This window comes from Glaciihabitans sp. INWT7, from assembly GCF_014217685.1.
GTDB lineage: Bacteria > Actinomycetota > Actinomycetes > Actinomycetales > Microbacteriaceae > Lacisediminihabitans.
On the sequence record NZ_CP043653.1, the window covers coordinates 3,204,383 to 3,218,751 of the forward strand.

Sequence of the window (14,369 nt, forward strand, 5' to 3'; positions counted from 1 at the left end):
CGCTGTTTGGTGGCCATCAGTCGTTTCCTCCGGCGAATCGGTTCTGCAACCAGGCGATGACGAGCACCACGAGCACCAGCACGACCCCGATGGCCGCGGCGGTATCCGGATGCCCCTGCTGCAGCCCGTCCTGGTACATGATCAGAACCGGCGAAGCGGATGCCCCGTTGGGACCACCACCGCCGGTGAGCAGGTACGGCTCGGTGAACAGGTTCGCTCCGGTGACTGTCGAGACGAGCAGCACGAGCACGGTGGCCGGTCGCACGCCCGGCACGGTGACCGAGAAGAAGCTGCGCACGGCACCGGCGCCGTCGGTTGAGGCCGACTCGTAGAGCTCTTTCGGCACCGCCTGGAGGGCGGCGAGGTAGAGCAGGATGTAGAAGCCGAGTTGCTTCCACGTGACGAACAGGGCAATGGTCGGCATCGCCCAATGCGTGTTGACGAGCCAGGATGGGCTCGGCGCGAGCGGGCCGAGCACCTGGTTGACGATGCCGTTTCCGTTGAAGAGAAACAGCCACACGGCCACGACCGCCACGCTCGCGGCGAGGTAGGGCACGTAGAAGCTCACCCGCAGGAATGCCCTGAATCGGGTCACCTTGTTGAGCGCACTCGCCAGCAGCAGCGACAGCACGACCGTCAGCGGCACGTTGATCAACAGGAAGATGCCGACATTGCCGAAGGAACGGATGACCGCCGGGTCGGAGAACGCGGTGATGTAGTTCTGCAGCCCGACGAATGGACGATCGACCTGCGCGCCGGGGGCCGCGAAGAAGAAGTCGTGGAACGAGATCCAGACCGAATAGATCAGCGGATAGGCGAACACCAGGATCACGAACGCCAGATACGGTGCGCTGAACAGCAGCCCGAGCGGATGCTTGCCGAGAATGCCGCCCCGCTTGCGTTTGCGCGTCGGCGAGGCACCCGGCTCCGGTGGCCGCGAGGCCACCGGAGACGTCAGGGTGGTGGTCATGACTACTTCTGCTTCGCGATCGTGTCGATCTTCGACGCGGCGTCCTTCAGGGCGCTCTTCACATCTCCGTCGCCCGTGACCACTGTCTTGGTCCAGGCGTCACGGAAGGTCCGAAGCATCTCGACCGTGTTCGGTCCCGGCGGGACCTCGACGGTGCGGGAGGCCTGGTCGCCGAAGGCCTGGTAGGCGGGATTCTTCGCGAAGTAGTCCGCGTAGGTGGTCTGCAGGTCGCTGCGGAGCGGCATCTGACCCGTGATCTCCAGCAGCTTCTGGTCTTGCGCCTTGCTGGTCGAGAACTTGAGGACATCCCACGCCGTGCCCTGGTTCTTGCAGGCGGAGTAGAGGCCGATGTTCTTGGCGTCGCTGAAGGTCCACGTCTTGTCAGCCGCGATCCCATCCTTGGTCGGAACCGGCACGGAGCCCCAGTTCACGTCCTTGTAGACAGAGACGGCCCACGGGCCGACGATGGCCATGGCCGAGTTGCCAGAGGCGAAAGAGTCTCCCGTGTACTGCTCCGGGCTCGAGAGCTTGTCCTTGTACATCGTCTGCCAGAAGTCGGCGACGTCGAAGCCGTCCTGGGTGGCGAAGGTCGCCTTGTTGTCTGCGACGATCTGCTTTCCGCCCGTGGCCGCGGCATAGAGCGGATAGAAGTCGAACTGGCTCTGGAAGAACTCGCTCGTGGGCGCCGGCTGGATCGCGACCTTGGAGACTCCCGCCGCGACGAGTTTCTTCGAGGTGTCGATGAAGTCGGCGTAGGTCGAGAGCTTCGGGTTCTCAGGGTCGAGTCCCGCCTTGGCGAACATGTCCTTGTTGTAGAAGATCACGACGGGGTTCGACTTCCACGGCATCTGGAAGTAGTCACCGGAGGTGTTCTTGTACTGGTCGGCGACCTTGCCGCTGCGAGCTTCGATGTAGGACGCGCCATCCGAGATCTTGGAGATGTCGACGAGACCGCCCTGCTTCTCGAATTGGCCGACAGCGGAGGGGGCAGTGTTGTAGATGAGGCAGGGAGCATTGCCCGCCGCGATGGCGGCACCGATCACCTCTTCGCTGCTCTTTCCGGCCGGGATCTCCTGGCCCTTGACCTGCTCCTTCGGGTGGTCGGCGTTCCAGGCAGCGACCATCTGCTTGCCCCAGGCCACCTCCTGCTCGTTGTTCGAGTACCAGATCGTGATCGCACCCTTGCCGGTGGTCGAGGTGGTTCCGGCGCCGCTGCTGCAGGCCGTGAGGGCGAGCGCGCCGGCGAGCACCGTGGCGGCGATAACTGTTCTTCTTTGCACAGTCTTTCCTTTTCTTCGTGCGGCTAGAGAGCCGCGGTGGGGGTTGGGGGGATCGGAGCGACAGCGCTGGATTCGCGGATGACGAGGCGCGCCGGCGGAAGTTCGATGTCGTCGACCGTCTCGCCGGCGATCACTCGCAACAGCAGTCCAGCGGCTTGGCGACCCCATTCCTGCACCGCGGTGGTCACCGTCGTCAGGGAGGGGAAGAGGTGGGCGCCGATGTCGCTTCCGTCGAATCCCGTGATGGAGAGGTCACGGGGAACGGAGAGCCCCGCCCGCGCAGCCACGCCGAGGCCGGCGATCGCCATCACATCGTTCGAATAGACAATCGCCGTCGGCCGGTCGGCGAGCGCGACGAGCAGTTGGGTGGCGCGGGCCCCGCCGGCCGCGGTGAAGTCGGTCTCGATGATGAGCCCGCCGTCCAGGCCGTGCGAGTGCATGGTGTTCGTGAAGGACACGCTCCGGCGCACCCCGTGCAACATGCGTGAGGGTCCGGCGACGTGCGCGATCCGACGATGTCCGAGGGCGATGAGGTGCTCGACGGCCGCGACGATGCCCGGGGTGTCTTCGACGTTCACCGAGGGCAGATCAGACGGCACATCCGGATGCCCGATGGTGATCGCCGTGAGCCCGAGCCGAGCGACGAGCGCGATGCGGGGATCGTCGCGACGGAGGTCTGTGAGGATCACCCCGTCGACACGGTCGTGATCGGAGAGCTGGCGGTAACTTGCCTCTTCGTCGGCTTCGCTGCCGACGACGCTCAGCACGAGTGCCTGCCCCGCCGGCGCCAGGGCGGATTCGATGCCCGAGATGAAGGCCGGGAAGAACGGATCGCCCGACATCACCTCGGGGTCGCGTGCGATCACGAGTCCGAGCGCGAAGGACCGATCGGTACTGAGCGAGCGTGCCCGAACGCTGGGTCGCCACCCGAGCTCATCGGCGACGAGAAGAATGCGGTCACGCGTCTCCGGCGATACCCCGGGACGATCGTTGAGCGCGAAGGAGACCAGCCCCTTGCTCACACCGGCGGCACGGGCGACATCCGTGATCGTCGCGCGCTGTTTCGCCATGAGTACTCCACCCTGAGTGTTCGTGTCGCCGGCAGTGTTCTGAACCGGTGTCGTTCCGCGCCAGTCGGTGCTGGCCGCACGTGGGCCGCCGGCAGTCGTCTGAACCGGTGGCGCTTCGATCTCGGTCGTGCTTTTTCGTGCGTGGTGCGGATCGAATCGCACCGTCCGGCAGGTTTCTGAACCGGTTTAGTCAACCTAAACCCGATCGCGGGAGAAAGCAACCCCTCACGAACAGGTCCACTGGCAGGGCAGCCTCCCCCTCGCGGGGGATGCCGCTCGGTGCGGCGCGGACTAGCGTTGTCGGGGTGACCGAACCGTCGAGCGCCCGCCGCTGGAGCGAACCCCGGGGCGACGTCGACCGGGAATGGGTGCGACCCGGGCCCGAACGTCAGGAGTACGTGCGGGATGCCGCGCTCGCCGCGGTCCTGCTGGGAGCCACTGCTCTCAGCACGCTGCTCTCCCAGAGCGCGGGCTTCTCCGAGCATCCTTCTGCGATCTGGATCAGCGCGCTCTACGTGGTGATGTGCACGGCTCCGCTGGCGTTGCGGCGTCGGTGGCCGGAAGCGGTCGCCGTCGTGGTTGGCCTCGTGTTCGCGCTCTCGCAGATCCTCTCCGTACCGGAGATGCTCTTCGCCAACATCTCCCTCTTCATCGCCCTGTACTCGGTGGGCGCCTGGGGTCGCCATCGCCTGCGCGCCACGATCGTGCGCGTGGTGATCGTCATCGGGATGTTCGTGTGGCTCTTCACCGCGCTCGTCGCGCATGCCTCCGATCCCGGCTCCTTCGCGAACATCCCTCGCAACGGTGCGATCTCGCCGATCGTCGCCCTCGGCCTGCTGCAGATCGTGACCAACCTGCTGTACTTCGGCGGCGCCTTTTACTTCGGGGATCGAGCCTGGGCCGCCGCCCGCGAACGCTCGGCACTCGTTGCCCGCACGGCAGAGCTCGCCGCCGAACGGGAGCTCAACGCTGAGCGGGCGGTGTCGCTCGAACGCGTGCGGATCGCGAGGGACCTTCACGACATCGTCGCGCATCATGTCTCCGTGATGGGAGTGCAGGCGGGGGCCGCCCGCCGGGTCGTGGGTTCCGATCCGGAGGGAGCCGCGGCATCCCTCCGCTCCATCGAGTCGAGCGCCCGCACCGCCGTCGCCGAGCTCCACCGCATGCTCACGACCCTCCGGGACGATGAGCAACCGCCCGGCGACGCCCCGAGCACCCGCGGCCTCGACCAGCTCTCGACCCTGGTCGCGGATACCCGGGGAGCGGGCGTCACGATCCTCTCGCGCACGGTCGGCACCGAGCGCCCGGTGCCGCCCACCATCGGAGCGACGCTCTACCGGGTCGCGCAGGAGGCCATCACCAATACCCTCAAGCACGCCGGCCCGGGCGCCGAGATCGACCTCCGGTTGCGTTATCTCGACGACGCCGTCGAGCTCGAACTCGGCGATTCCGGCTCCGGCTCGGCCGTCGCCGCCCCGGGCACGGGCCACGGGCAGCTCGGCATGCGAGAGCGGGTGGATGCCGTCGGCGGCACCATCCAGATCGGCCCGCGCGCCCGGGGCGGCTACCTCGTGCGTGCGCGAATCCCCACCGGGGAGGCGGGGTGATGGCCGACCTGCGCGTGCTCATCGTCGACGACCAGGACCTCGTGCGCGCGGGATTCTCGGTCATCCTGCAGAGCGAGCCCGGAATCACGGTCGTCGGCGAGGCGAGGAATGGCGAGGAAGCCGTCGCGCGAGTGCTCGAACTTCGCCCCGACGTGGTCTGCATGGACGTGCAGATGCCCGTCATGGACGGACTCGAAGCCGCTCGCCGGATCGCCGCGCGGGCCCCGGGTACCGGTGTGCTCATCCTCACCACCTTCGATCGCGACGACTACCTCTTCGATGCGCTCACCGCCGGAGCGAGCGGTTTCCTGCTGAAGAACTCGACGCCCGAGAAGCTCATCGAAGCGGTGCAGATCATCGGCCGCGGAGACGCTCTCCTTGCCCCGGATGTCACGCGGCGGGTGATCGAGCGCTGCGCCGGTCGGTCGACGATTCCGCCGACGGCGAGCCCGGAACTCGACGACCTGAGCGGGAGAGAACGCGAAGTCCTCGGCCTGCTCGCGCGGGGGATGAGCAACTCCGAGATCGCACTCGCGCTCTACGTGGGCGAGGCGACGGTCAAGTCCCACGTCTCGAAGGTGCTGCAGAAGCTCGGCCTGCGGGATCGGGTGCACGCCGTCGTCTTCGCCTACGAGAACGGCGTCGTGGCGCGCACCTGAGACTCCCCCGCGAGGCGGAGCGGGAATCCCCCCGCGAGGCGGATGCCCCGCGCCGTGCCACCTCCTACGGTTGAGAGCAGACACGAGGGAGCACGATGCTAGAGGTAGACAGGGTGACCAAGACCTACGGCGGTCGAACGGCGATCAACGAGGTGAGCTTCACCGTCGGCGACGGGCGCATCACCGGATTCGTCGGGGGAAACGGCGCCGGCAAGACGACCACGATGCGCATCATCCTCGGGGTGCTCTCGGCCGATTCCGGCGCGGTGAGCCTGGGCGGGTCGAGGCTCAGCGGCGACGACCGGCGCATCTTCGGGTACATGCCGGAAGAGCGTGGCCTCTACCCGAAGATGAAGGTGGCCGAGCAGATCACCTACTTCGGTCGACTGCACGGCATGACCGCCCGCGATGCGGCGGCGAGCACGACCCGCTTGCTCGACAGGCTCGAACTCGGCGCGAGGGCCAACGACACCGTCGATGCCCTGTCCCTCGGCAACCAGCAGCGGGCACAGATCGCCGCAGCCCTCGTTCACCAGCCGGAGGTGCTGATTCTCGACGAGCCGTTCTCCGGTCTCGACCCGATGGGCGTCGACACCGTTCTCGGGGTGCTGCGGGATGCGGCCTCCGACGGTGCCCCCGTGCTGTTCTCCAGTCACCAGCTCGACCTCGTCGAGCGCCTGTGCGACGACCTGGTGATCATCGCCAACGGCGAGATCCGGGCGAGCGGTTCGCGCGAACAGCTGCAACGCGAGCACGGTCACGACCGCTACCAGCTCGATGTCGACGGGGATCTCGGCTGGCTGCGCGAGGTGCCGGGCATCACCGTCGTCGACTTCGACGGCGGCCACGCCCTCTTCGAGGCAGCGGATGCCGCAGCCGCCCAGTCCGTGCTGAAGCGCGCGGTCGCGGATGGCACCGTGCAGCGATTCGCCCCGCAACATCCATCCCTCGCCCAGATCTTCCGGGAGGTCATCCAGTGAGCACCACCGCCCCCTCATTCCTGCAGAGCACTCTTCTCGTATCGAACCGCGAGATCACCATGCGACTGCGCAGCAAGGCCTTCCTCATCTCGACCGGCATCCTGCTGCTCGCGGTGCTCGCCTCCATCGTGATCGGCAGCATCGTCAGCGCGAACGCCGAGCCGACCAAGATCGCCGTCCAGCGCTCGGTGGTCAATGCCCTGCCCGACCTCCCCCAGTTCGCGGTGACGGATGTCGACACTCGCGCCCAAGCGCAGAAGCTGGTGCGATCGGGCGCGGTGGAAGCGGCGATCGTGTCGAACTCCACGGTCTCGAAGCTCGGCATCACCGTGATCGGGCTCGATTCGCCGCCGACCGCCGTGATCGCGGCGGTCAGTGTTGCGCCAGACGTGAAGATCCTCGATACCTCGAAGAAGAATCCGCTGCTCATCTACTTCGTCGCTCTCGGCTTCGGGCTGGTGTTTTTCATGTCGGCCGTGACCTTCGGATCCACCATCGCGCAGAGCGTCGTGGAGGAGAAGGCGACGCGAGTGGTCGAGATCCTCATGTCGACGATCCCGGTGCGCACGCTGCTCGCCGGCAAGGTGCTCGGCAACAGCATCCTCGCCTTCGGCCAGATCGCGCTCATCGCCATCCTCGCCGGGGTGGGGCTGCTCGTCACCGGGCAGTCCACCCTGCTCGGCGCGCTCGGGCCGTCGATCATCTGGTTCGTGGTCTTCTTCGCTTTCGGGTTCGTGTTGCTCGCGGCGCTCTTCGCCGCCGCCGCGTCCCTGGTCTCCCGCCAGGAGGACATGGCATCGGTCACCACCCCGGTCACGATGCTCGTCATGGTGCCCTACGTGCTCGTGATCGTCTTCAACGACAATCCGATCGTGCTCGGCATCATGTCGTACGTGCCGTTCTCGGCGCCGGTCGGCATGCCCATGCGCATCTTCCTCGGCACCGCCGAGTGGTGGGAGCCACTGCTGTCCCTGGCGATCCTGCTGATCTCGACCGCCCTCGTCATCGCCATCGGCTCCCGCATCTACGAGAACTCCCTGCTGAGGATGGGCGGCAGGGTGAAGTTGCGCGAGGCGCTGGCGCGCTGACTGCGTCGGGCCCGAGCGCGGCCCACCGCGCACGTGCAACGCGCAATGGCAGACTGGACCCATGACCACGCTTCACGACACGAACTACCGCGGATTCGCCTCTGACAACTACGCGGGAGCCCACCCAGAAGTGCTTGCCGCTATCGCCGACGCCAATGGTGGCCACCAGATCGCGTACGGCGAAGACGTCTACACGGCTCGTCTGCAAGAGGTCATGAGGGAACACTTCGGCGACCAGGCCGAAGCCTTCCCGGTCTTCAACGGCACCGGGGCAAATGTCACGGCCCTGACATCCGTTCTTCCCCGATGGGGAGCCGTGATCGCCACTTCGACCGCCCACATCCACACGGATGAGAACGGAGCTCCCGAGCGCATCAGCGGGCTCAAGCTGCTCACCGTTCCGACCCCCGACGGCAAGCTCACGCCGGAGCTCATCGACCGCGAAGCGTGGGGCTGGGGCGACGAGCACCGCGCGCAGCCGCTCGCGGTGAGCATCACCCAGACCACCGAACTCGGCACGCTCTACTCCGTGGACGAGGTGCGGGCCATCGCCGACCACGTCCATTCCAAGGGGATGGTGCTTCACATGGACGGGGCGCGGATCTCGAATGCCGCGGCGGCCCTCGATGTGCCGCTGCGGGAGTTCACGACGGATGCCGGCGTCGACATCCTGAGCTTCGGGGGCACCAAGAACGGGCTGCTCTACGGCGAGGCGATCGTTCTGCTGAACCCGGATGTCTCGGACGGGCTCGTCTTCCTCCGAAAACTCAACATGCAACTGGCGTCGAAGATGCGCTTCGTCTCCGCGCAGCTGATCGCCCTGCTCAGCGACGACCTCTACCGCCGCTCGGCGAGCCACGCCAACGTGATGGCGGCCCACCTTCGCTATTCTCTCGACAACGCGATCGCCGATGGCCTGGTGAGCAACCTCTCCTTCAGCCAAGAGACGACCGCCAACGCGGTGTTCGCGGTTCTGCCGAACGAATCCTCCGACCGACTGAAGCAGAAGTTCCGCTTCTACGACTGGGACCGGGCCGCGAACGAGGTGCGCTGGATGACAGCGTTCGACACGACGGAAGCGGATGTCGACGCCTTCGTCGCCGCGATCGTTGAGGAACTCGGCCCCAACCCGTCGGTCGAGTAGCGCCGAGACCTCACCCGCCGGTTCCGCTGGCGCTCGCTACTCGACCACCGTGTGCGGACTACGGGCGCAGCAGCACCTTCACCGCGCGACGGTCATCCATGGCGTCGTAGGCCTCGGCCACATCGGCGAGCGGCAACTCCAGGTCGAAGACCCGTCCGGGAGTGATCGCTCCGGAGAGCACCTCCGGCAGGAGCTCCTCGATGTAGTTGCGCACCGGAGCGACTCCGCCCGCGACGCCGACGTTCGCGCCGAAGAGGGAGCGGATCGGCAGCTCTGATCCGCCGTTCGGCACGCCGACGTACCCGATCTTGCCGCCCGGACGGGCGGATCGGATCGCCTGGTCCATCGACTCCTTGGTGCCGACGCACTCGAGAACGCGGTCGGCCCCGATGCCGCCGAGCAGTTCCTTGATGCGGGCGACGCCCTCATCGCCGCGCTCCTCGACGATGTCGGTGGCGCCGAATTCGGTCGCGAGCGCCTGCCGGTCGGCGTGGCGCGACATGGCGATGATGCGGGTGGCCCCGAGTCGCTTGGCCGCGATGATCGCGCAGAGACCGACCGCGCCATCTCCGACCACCACGACGGAGTCGCCGGCCGAGACCCCCGCCGAGTGGGCCGCGTGATGCCCCGTGCCCATGACGTCGGCGAGGGTGAGGAGTCCGGGGATCTGCTCGGGGCTGGGCTGTTCTGGCGTCGCGACGAGCGTGCCGTCCGCGTTCGGCACCCGAACGAATTCGCCCTGGGCCCCATCGACGAAGTCTCCGTTGCGGTCATCCGCTCCCCACCAACCACCGGCGAGGCAGGAGGTGCTCACCCCGTTGAGGCAGTTCACGCAGGTCATGTCGCAGTGGTAGAACGGGGCGATCACGAAGTCGCCGACGCGGATCTTCGACACGCCCTCGCCGATCTCCGTGACGACTCCGACGAACTCGTGTCCGATGCGGTGGGCATGCTTGGTGGGGGTGACACCCCGGTAGGGCCAGAGGTCGGAACCGCAGACGCAGGCGGCGACGACCTTGACGATCGCGTCGGTGCCGGTGATGAGCTGGGGGTCGGCCACGTCTTCGAGTCGGATGTCCCGCTCGCCGTGGATCAGTGTTGCACGCATGCTTCCAGCTTATTTGGATGACCGGGTGCCCGATGACGTTCGGCGTCGTCCCGGCCGGCTACTCGACCGGCGCGTCCCCCTTGCGGATACTGAGCGTGTCGTTGTCGGAGTCGAGGTCGACGATCACGAAGTCGCCATCGCGGATCTCCCCACTGAGCAGCGCCGTCGCGAGCTTGTCGTCGATCTCGTGCTGCATCAGCCGGCGCAGCGGTCGCGCACCGTAGATCGGATCGTACCCGCGTTCCGCGAGCCAGCTGCGGGCATCCGGAGTCACCGCGAGGTCGAGCCGACGGTCTTGCAGGCGCCGGGTCAGCCGGTCGATGTACAGCTCCACGATCTGGGCGAGGTCGTCTTTGGAGAGGGCGCTGAAGATCACGATGTCGTCGAGGCGGTTGAGGAACTCGGGCTTGAAGGCCTGACGCACCATCGCGTTGACGGCATCCTCTTTCGCCTCCGCGCTGAGGGTGGGGTCGACCAGGTACTGGCTACCGAGGTTGGAGGTGAGGATGAGGATCACGTTGCGGAAGTCGACGGTGCGGCCCTGGCCGTCGGTGAGTCGACCGTCGTCGAGCACCTGGAGCAACACGTCGAATACACCGCTGTGCGCCTTCTCCACCTCGTCGAGCAGCACTACCGAGTACGGGCGTCGGCGCACGGCCTCGGTGAGCTGGCCGCCCTGTTCGTAACCGATGTACCCGGGAGGGGCACCGAGCAGGCGCGCGACGGAATGCCGCTCGCTGTACTCGCTCATGTCGATGCGCACCATCGCCTTCTCGTCGTCGAAGAGGAATTCGGCGAGGGCCTTGGCGAGCTCGGTCTTGCCGACGCCGGTCGGGCCGAGGAACAGGAACGAGCCGGTCGGCCGATCCGTGTCGGCGATGCCCGCGCGTGAACGACGGACCGCATCCGCGACCGCACGGACCGCGGGCTTCTGGCCGACCAGCCGCTTGCCGAGCTCGTTCTCGAGATTGAGCAGTTTGTCCGTCTCGCCCTGCATGAGACGCCCGACCGGGATGCCCGTCCAGGCCGCGACGACGGCGGCGATATCTTCCTCCGTCACCTGCTCGTTCACCATGCGCGGGCCGGTCGTCTCCATGGATTCGGCCGCGGCGATGTCGCGCTCGATCTTCTTGATCACTTCGTAGTCGAGGCGCGACGCGTCTTCGTAACGCCCCTCGCGCATGGCGCGGTCGAGTTCGATGCGCGCATCGTTGAGACGCATCCGCAGGTCGCCGACGCCCTGGAGCGAGGCCTTCTCCGCGGTCCAGCGTGCGTTGAGCCCGTCGAGCTTCTTCTGCATCTCGGCCATCTCGTCGCGGAGCTTCTGCAGGCGCGCCTTCGAGGCGGCATCCTTCTCCTTCTTGAGGGCGAGCTCTTCGAGCTTCATGCGGTCGATGGCGCGCTTGAGCTGATCGATCTCCACCGGGGAGGAGTCGATCTCCATCTTGAGTCGGCTGGCCGCCTCATCCACAAGGTCGATCGCCTTGTCAGGAAGCTGACGTCCGCTGATGTAGCGATTGCTGAGGGATGCCGCGGCCACGAGCGCGGTGTCGGCGATGGCCACCTTGTGGTGCGCCTCATACCGTTCCTTCAGGCCGCGCAGGATGGCGATGGTGTCTTCGACAGAGGGCTCGCCGACGAACACCTGCTGAAAACGGCGCTCGAGAGCGGCGTCCTTCTCGATGTATTCGCGGTATTCGTCGAGGGTGGTGGCGCCGATGAGACGCAGTTCACCGCGCGCGAGCATCGGCTTCAGCATGTTGGATGCGGCGACGGATCCCTCGCCGCCTCCCGCTCCCATGAGCGTGTGCAGCTCATCGACGAAGGTGATGATCTCGCCGTCGGCGTCGTTGATCTCCTTGAGCACGGCCTTGAGCCGCTCCTCGAACTCTCCGCGATACTTGGCCCCGGCCACGAGGGCGGCCAGGTCGAGGGAGACGAGCTTCTTTCCCTTCAGCGAGTCGGCGACATCGCCGGCCACAATGCGCTGGGCGAGCCCCTCGACCACCGCGGTCTTGCCAACGCCGGGTTCGCCGATGAGTACCGGGTTGTTCTTGGTTCGGCGGGTGAGCACCTGGCTCACGCGGCGGATCTCGGCATCCCGACCGATCACCGGGTCGAGCTTGCCGGTGCGCGCGATCGCCGTGAGGTCGACACCGTACTTCTCGAGAGCGGTCTGCTGCTCTTCGTCGGTGGCGGGAGCGCCCTGGAGGTTGGCCATTCGCGTTACCTTTCTGTGCGCGGATCGGAGGTACCCGTGCTGTTATCAGCGGATGCGGTCACGCGTCTCCGAGACGACGTGACCGTGAACTTGGTGTTGCGCACCACCTCACGGGTGGAGCCGATCACCGACTCGAGGGTCGGCCGGTACGCGAGGTGCGAGTTGTAGACGGTCCAGAGCTCTCCGCCGGGACGGAGCACGCGCGCGGCATCCCGGAACAGGCGGTCGGCGAGCCCGGTGTGCACGGTCGCGCCCACATGGAACGGCGGGTTGAGCACGATGAGGTCGGCGCTCGCGTTGGGCTGCGATTTCAGACCGTCGTCGCGAACAACGGTGACCCGATCGGCGAGCTCATTCGCCTGCACGGTAGCCAAGGAGGATGCCACCGCGGCGGCGGACTGGTCGGTGGCGATCACCGAGAGGGAGGGTCGCGATTTCGCGAGCATGGCCGCGAGGATCCCGGTGCCGCTGCCGAGATCGATGGCGGTGGTCGCATCCGCCAGCGCGCCATCGAGCACGGAGAGGAGCAACCGGGTGCCGAGATCGAGTTTCGCGCCGGCGAAGACGGCACCATGAGCGCATACCCAGAGGCCGAGCTCGTCGTTGTATTCCCGCACCGGGAATTCGCTCGTCGCAGCGAGAGGCTCCCTGGCGATGAGCACCCGGGACTTCTGGCGCGCGAGGGAGACATCCAGCCTGCCGAAGTGTTTCCTGAGCACGGCGTTCATCGTCAGCGAGAGATGCTTGATTCGACCGCCGGCGAAGACGACGACGGAGGGGTGGGCCCAGCGCGCGATCTCCGCGGCGATCTCATCGAGTTCGGCGAGCGAGCGCGGCACCTGCAGCAGCACGACCGTCGCGCCCGAGAGCAACTCCCGACCGAGCGGCAGGCTCCGCAGCTCCTCGGTGATCCCCCGCGCGTTGGCGGCGAGCGCGGCCTCTGACACCAGGGGATCCTGGAACACCCGCACCGCGGTGGCCCCCAGGTTCGCGGCGGCACCGATGGCGAGCGCGCCGTAGTGGTCGTTGATCACCACGACGGTGCCGGCGGGTGCCGCGGAGATGGCGTCGGATGCCTCGTCGAGAATCAGGCGGTCGCTGGCGTCGACCGCGAACAGGTTGGGAGCCTCTACGTCGGGCCAGCGGCGCAGCGTGTCCAGGTCGACGTCAGGCATTCGAACCCGTCAGGACGGCACCGGGGAGGGCGGCGGGACGCAACGCGTGCGCCATCCACCACCAGCTCAGCCAGCCGATCACGGCGTTGAGCGCCACGGAGAGTACGCCCGAGACCACCAGTACGGTCACCAGCGAGGATCCGCCCGACGACGAGTTCCAGTCGATCCCGCCGAGACCGACCCTCGTGAAGATCCCGCCGATCCCCGAGACGACCCAGGATGCCACGATCGCGACGCCGACTCCGGCCCAGGTGACCGCCACGGGGCGCCGCACCTCGTGCGCGGAGAGCACACGAGCGCTCACCACGATCGCGACCGCCATCAGCGCGACACCGAGGATGCCCACGAGCACCAGCGGCGCGATGAATGGGCGCAGATCCAATCCGGCGAGCACTCGGACGAGGCCGGAGTACCACTCGCTCGTGGACGAGCGTGCTGCACGCAGGATCAGCCCGATGAAGGCCGCCAGAAGCGCGATCCCGAGACTGAACGCGACCAGGGCGTAGCCGATGCTGAGCACGACGAACCCGACGGCCCCCGCGATGGCGGCGCCGCGCTTCGCCCGCGGAGTGAGGGGCGGTCGTACGGCGCGGGGTGCGGGGGGCAGCGCGGCGTAGCCGGGCGGCGGCGAGACAGTCATCGTCGGGTTCTCAATCGTGGTCGAGTGGTCGCCAGACCACGAGTTGGGTGTTGCGCTGTGCGCGGGTTCCCGCCCGCAACGACACAACCTCGCCGGTTCCTCCGCCCGCGAAGACCCGGCTGCCCGGGCGCGAGAGCAGCTCGTCGGCGAGTGCATGCTCCAGTTCGCGAAGGCGGTCGGAGAGTGCCGCCACCTGGTTCTCGAGCTGCAGTATCCGCTTGATGCCCTCGAGACTCACGCCCTCGGTTCCGAGGCGCGCGATCTCCCGCAACTGCATGACGTCCCGCATCGAATAACGGCGGGACTGCCCGGAGGTGCGTTGCGGGATCACGAGCTCGAGACGGTCATACTGGCGCAGCGTCTGCGGGTGCATCCCCGCGAGTTCGGCCGCGATCGCGATCGCGAAGACGGGATCGGTCGCTTCCAT

At 67.2% G+C, this 14,369-nt stretch carries 13 protein-coding genes; 5 read left to right on the forward strand and 8 right to left on the reverse strand.

Going from position 1 to position 14,369, the window contains the following annotated elements; genetic code table 11:
- Positions 1-16: 16 nt before the first annotated feature.
- Genes F1C58_RS15410 through F1C58_RS15420 form a run of 3 tightly spaced genes read right to left on the reverse strand, consistent with a single transcriptional unit; the run spans position 17 to position 3,320 of the window.
- Positions 17-970, reverse strand: coding sequence for a carbohydrate ABC transporter permease (locus F1C58_RS15410; protein ID WP_185201915.1), 954 nt, complete (start codon positions 968-970; stop codon positions 17-19).
- 2 nt (positions 971-972) lie between these two features.
- Entirely contained in the window at positions 973-2,250 is a 1,278-nt protein-coding gene (locus tag F1C58_RS15415; protein ID WP_185204218.1) for an extracellular solute-binding protein, read from the reverse strand.
- A 23-nt stretch (positions 2,251-2,273) separates the two neighbouring features.
- Positions 2,274-3,320, reverse strand: coding sequence for a LacI family DNA-binding transcriptional regulator (locus tag F1C58_RS15420; RefSeq protein WP_185201916.1), 1,047 nt, complete (start codon positions 3,318-3,320; stop codon positions 2,274-2,276).
- Positions 3,321-3,625: 305 nt separating this feature from the next.
- Here F1C58_RS15420 and F1C58_RS15425 point away from each other — a divergent pair, with 305 nt between their 5' ends.
- The 5 genes from F1C58_RS15425 (at position 3,626) to F1C58_RS15445 (ending at position 8,798) form a co-directional block, all read left to right on the forward strand.
- Complete coding sequence (locus tag F1C58_RS15425; protein WP_255461154.1) at positions 3,626-4,927, forward strand: sensor histidine kinase; 1,302 nt, start codon at positions 3,626-3,628, stop codon at positions 4,925-4,927.
- The gene (locus F1C58_RS15430; protein WP_185201918.1) at positions 4,927-5,586 is read left to right on the forward strand and encodes a response regulator transcription factor; all 660 of its coding nucleotides are present in this window, start codon (positions 4,927-4,929) and stop codon (positions 5,584-5,586) included. The genes F1C58_RS15425 and F1C58_RS15430 overlap by 1 nt, the downstream gene beginning before the upstream one ends.
- A 95-nt stretch (positions 5,587-5,681) precedes the next feature.
- Positions 5,682-6,566: an ABC transporter ATP-binding protein gene (locus F1C58_RS15435; RefSeq protein ID WP_185201919.1), complete on the forward strand. Its 885-nt coding sequence runs from the start codon at positions 5,682-5,684 to the stop codon at positions 6,564-6,566.
- Positions 6,563-7,654, forward strand: a complete 1,092-nt coding sequence (locus F1C58_RS15440; protein WP_255461155.1) for an ABC transporter permease — start codon at positions 6,563-6,565, stop codon at positions 7,652-7,654. The genes F1C58_RS15435 and F1C58_RS15440 overlap by 4 nt, the downstream gene beginning before the upstream one ends.
- A gap of 61 nt (positions 7,655-7,715) precedes the next feature.
- A complete protein-coding gene (locus F1C58_RS15445) occupies positions 7,716-8,798 on the forward strand; it encodes a low specificity L-threonine aldolase (RefSeq protein WP_185201920.1) in 1,083 nt (360 codons plus the stop codon).
- A 58-nt stretch (positions 8,799-8,856) separates the two neighbouring features.
- Here the strand turns inward: F1C58_RS15445 and F1C58_RS15450 are convergent, their stop codons facing one another.
- The 5 genes from F1C58_RS15450 to F1C58_RS15470 are packed head-to-tail and all read right to left on the reverse strand — an operon-like array spanning position 8,857 to position 14,369.
- Positions 8,857-9,906, reverse strand: a complete 1,050-nt coding sequence (locus F1C58_RS15450) for a zinc-dependent alcohol dehydrogenase family protein (protein WP_185201921.1) — start codon at positions 9,904-9,906, stop codon at positions 8,857-8,859.
- Positions 9,907-9,964: 58 nt separating this feature from the next.
- Positions 9,965-12,127, reverse strand: a complete 2,163-nt coding sequence (locus F1C58_RS15455; RefSeq protein WP_185201922.1) for an ATP-dependent Clp protease ATP-binding subunit — start codon at positions 12,125-12,127, stop codon at positions 9,965-9,967.
- 5 nt (positions 12,128-12,132) lie between these two features.
- Positions 12,133-13,302, reverse strand: a complete 1,170-nt coding sequence (locus F1C58_RS15460) for a methyltransferase (protein ID WP_185201923.1) — start codon at positions 13,300-13,302, stop codon at positions 12,133-12,135.
- Complete coding sequence (locus tag F1C58_RS15465; RefSeq protein ID WP_185201924.1) at positions 13,295-13,942, reverse strand: hypothetical protein; 648 nt, start codon at positions 13,940-13,942, stop codon at positions 13,295-13,297. Before F1C58_RS15465 ends, F1C58_RS15460 begins: the two co-directional genes overlap by 8 nt.
- Positions 13,943-13,952: 10 nt before the next feature.
- The gene (locus F1C58_RS15470; RefSeq protein ID WP_185201925.1) at positions 13,953-14,369 is read right to left on the reverse strand and encodes a heat shock protein transcriptional repressor HspR; all 417 of its coding nucleotides are present in this window, start codon (positions 14,367-14,369) and stop codon (positions 13,953-13,955) included.

Excerpts from the sequence above, each read along its gene's own strand:
- F1C58_RS15410 (WP_185201915.1), bottom strand. The coding sequence starts at position 970 with ATGACCACCACCCTGACGTCTCCGGTGGCCTCGCGGCCACCGGAGCCG.
- F1C58_RS15420 (WP_185201916.1), bottom strand. The coding sequence starts at position 3,320 with ATGGCGAAACAGCGCGCGACGATCACGGATGTCGCCCGTGCCGCCGGT.
- F1C58_RS15430 (WP_185201918.1), top strand. The coding sequence starts at position 4,927 with ATGGCCGACCTGCGCGTGCTCATCGTCGACGACCAGGACCTCGTGCGC.
- F1C58_RS15435 (WP_185201919.1), top strand. The coding sequence starts at position 5,682 with ATGCTAGAGGTAGACAGGGTGACCAAGACCTACGGCGGTCGAACGGCG.
- F1C58_RS15445 (WP_185201920.1), top strand. The coding sequence starts at position 7,716 with ATGACCACGCTTCACGACACGAACTACCGCGGATTCGCCTCTGACAAC.
- F1C58_RS15450 (WP_185201921.1), bottom strand. The coding sequence starts at position 9,906 with ATGCGTGCAACACTGATCCACGGCGAGCGGGACATCCGACTCGAAGAC.
- F1C58_RS15455 (WP_185201922.1), bottom strand. The coding sequence starts at position 12,127 with ATGGCCAACCTCCAGGGCGCTCCCGCCACCGACGAAGAGCAGCAGACC.
- F1C58_RS15460 (WP_185201923.1), bottom strand. The coding sequence starts at position 13,302 with ATGCCTGACGTCGACCTGGACACGCTGCGCCGCTGGCCCGACGTAGAG.
- F1C58_RS15465 (WP_185201924.1), bottom strand. The coding sequence starts at position 13,942 with ATGACTGTCTCGCCGCCGCCCGGCTACGCCGCGCTGCCCCCCGCACCC.
- F1C58_RS15470 (WP_185201925.1), bottom strand. The coding sequence starts at position 14,369 with ATGGAAGCGACCGATCCCGTCTTCGCGATCGCGATCGCGGCCGAACTC.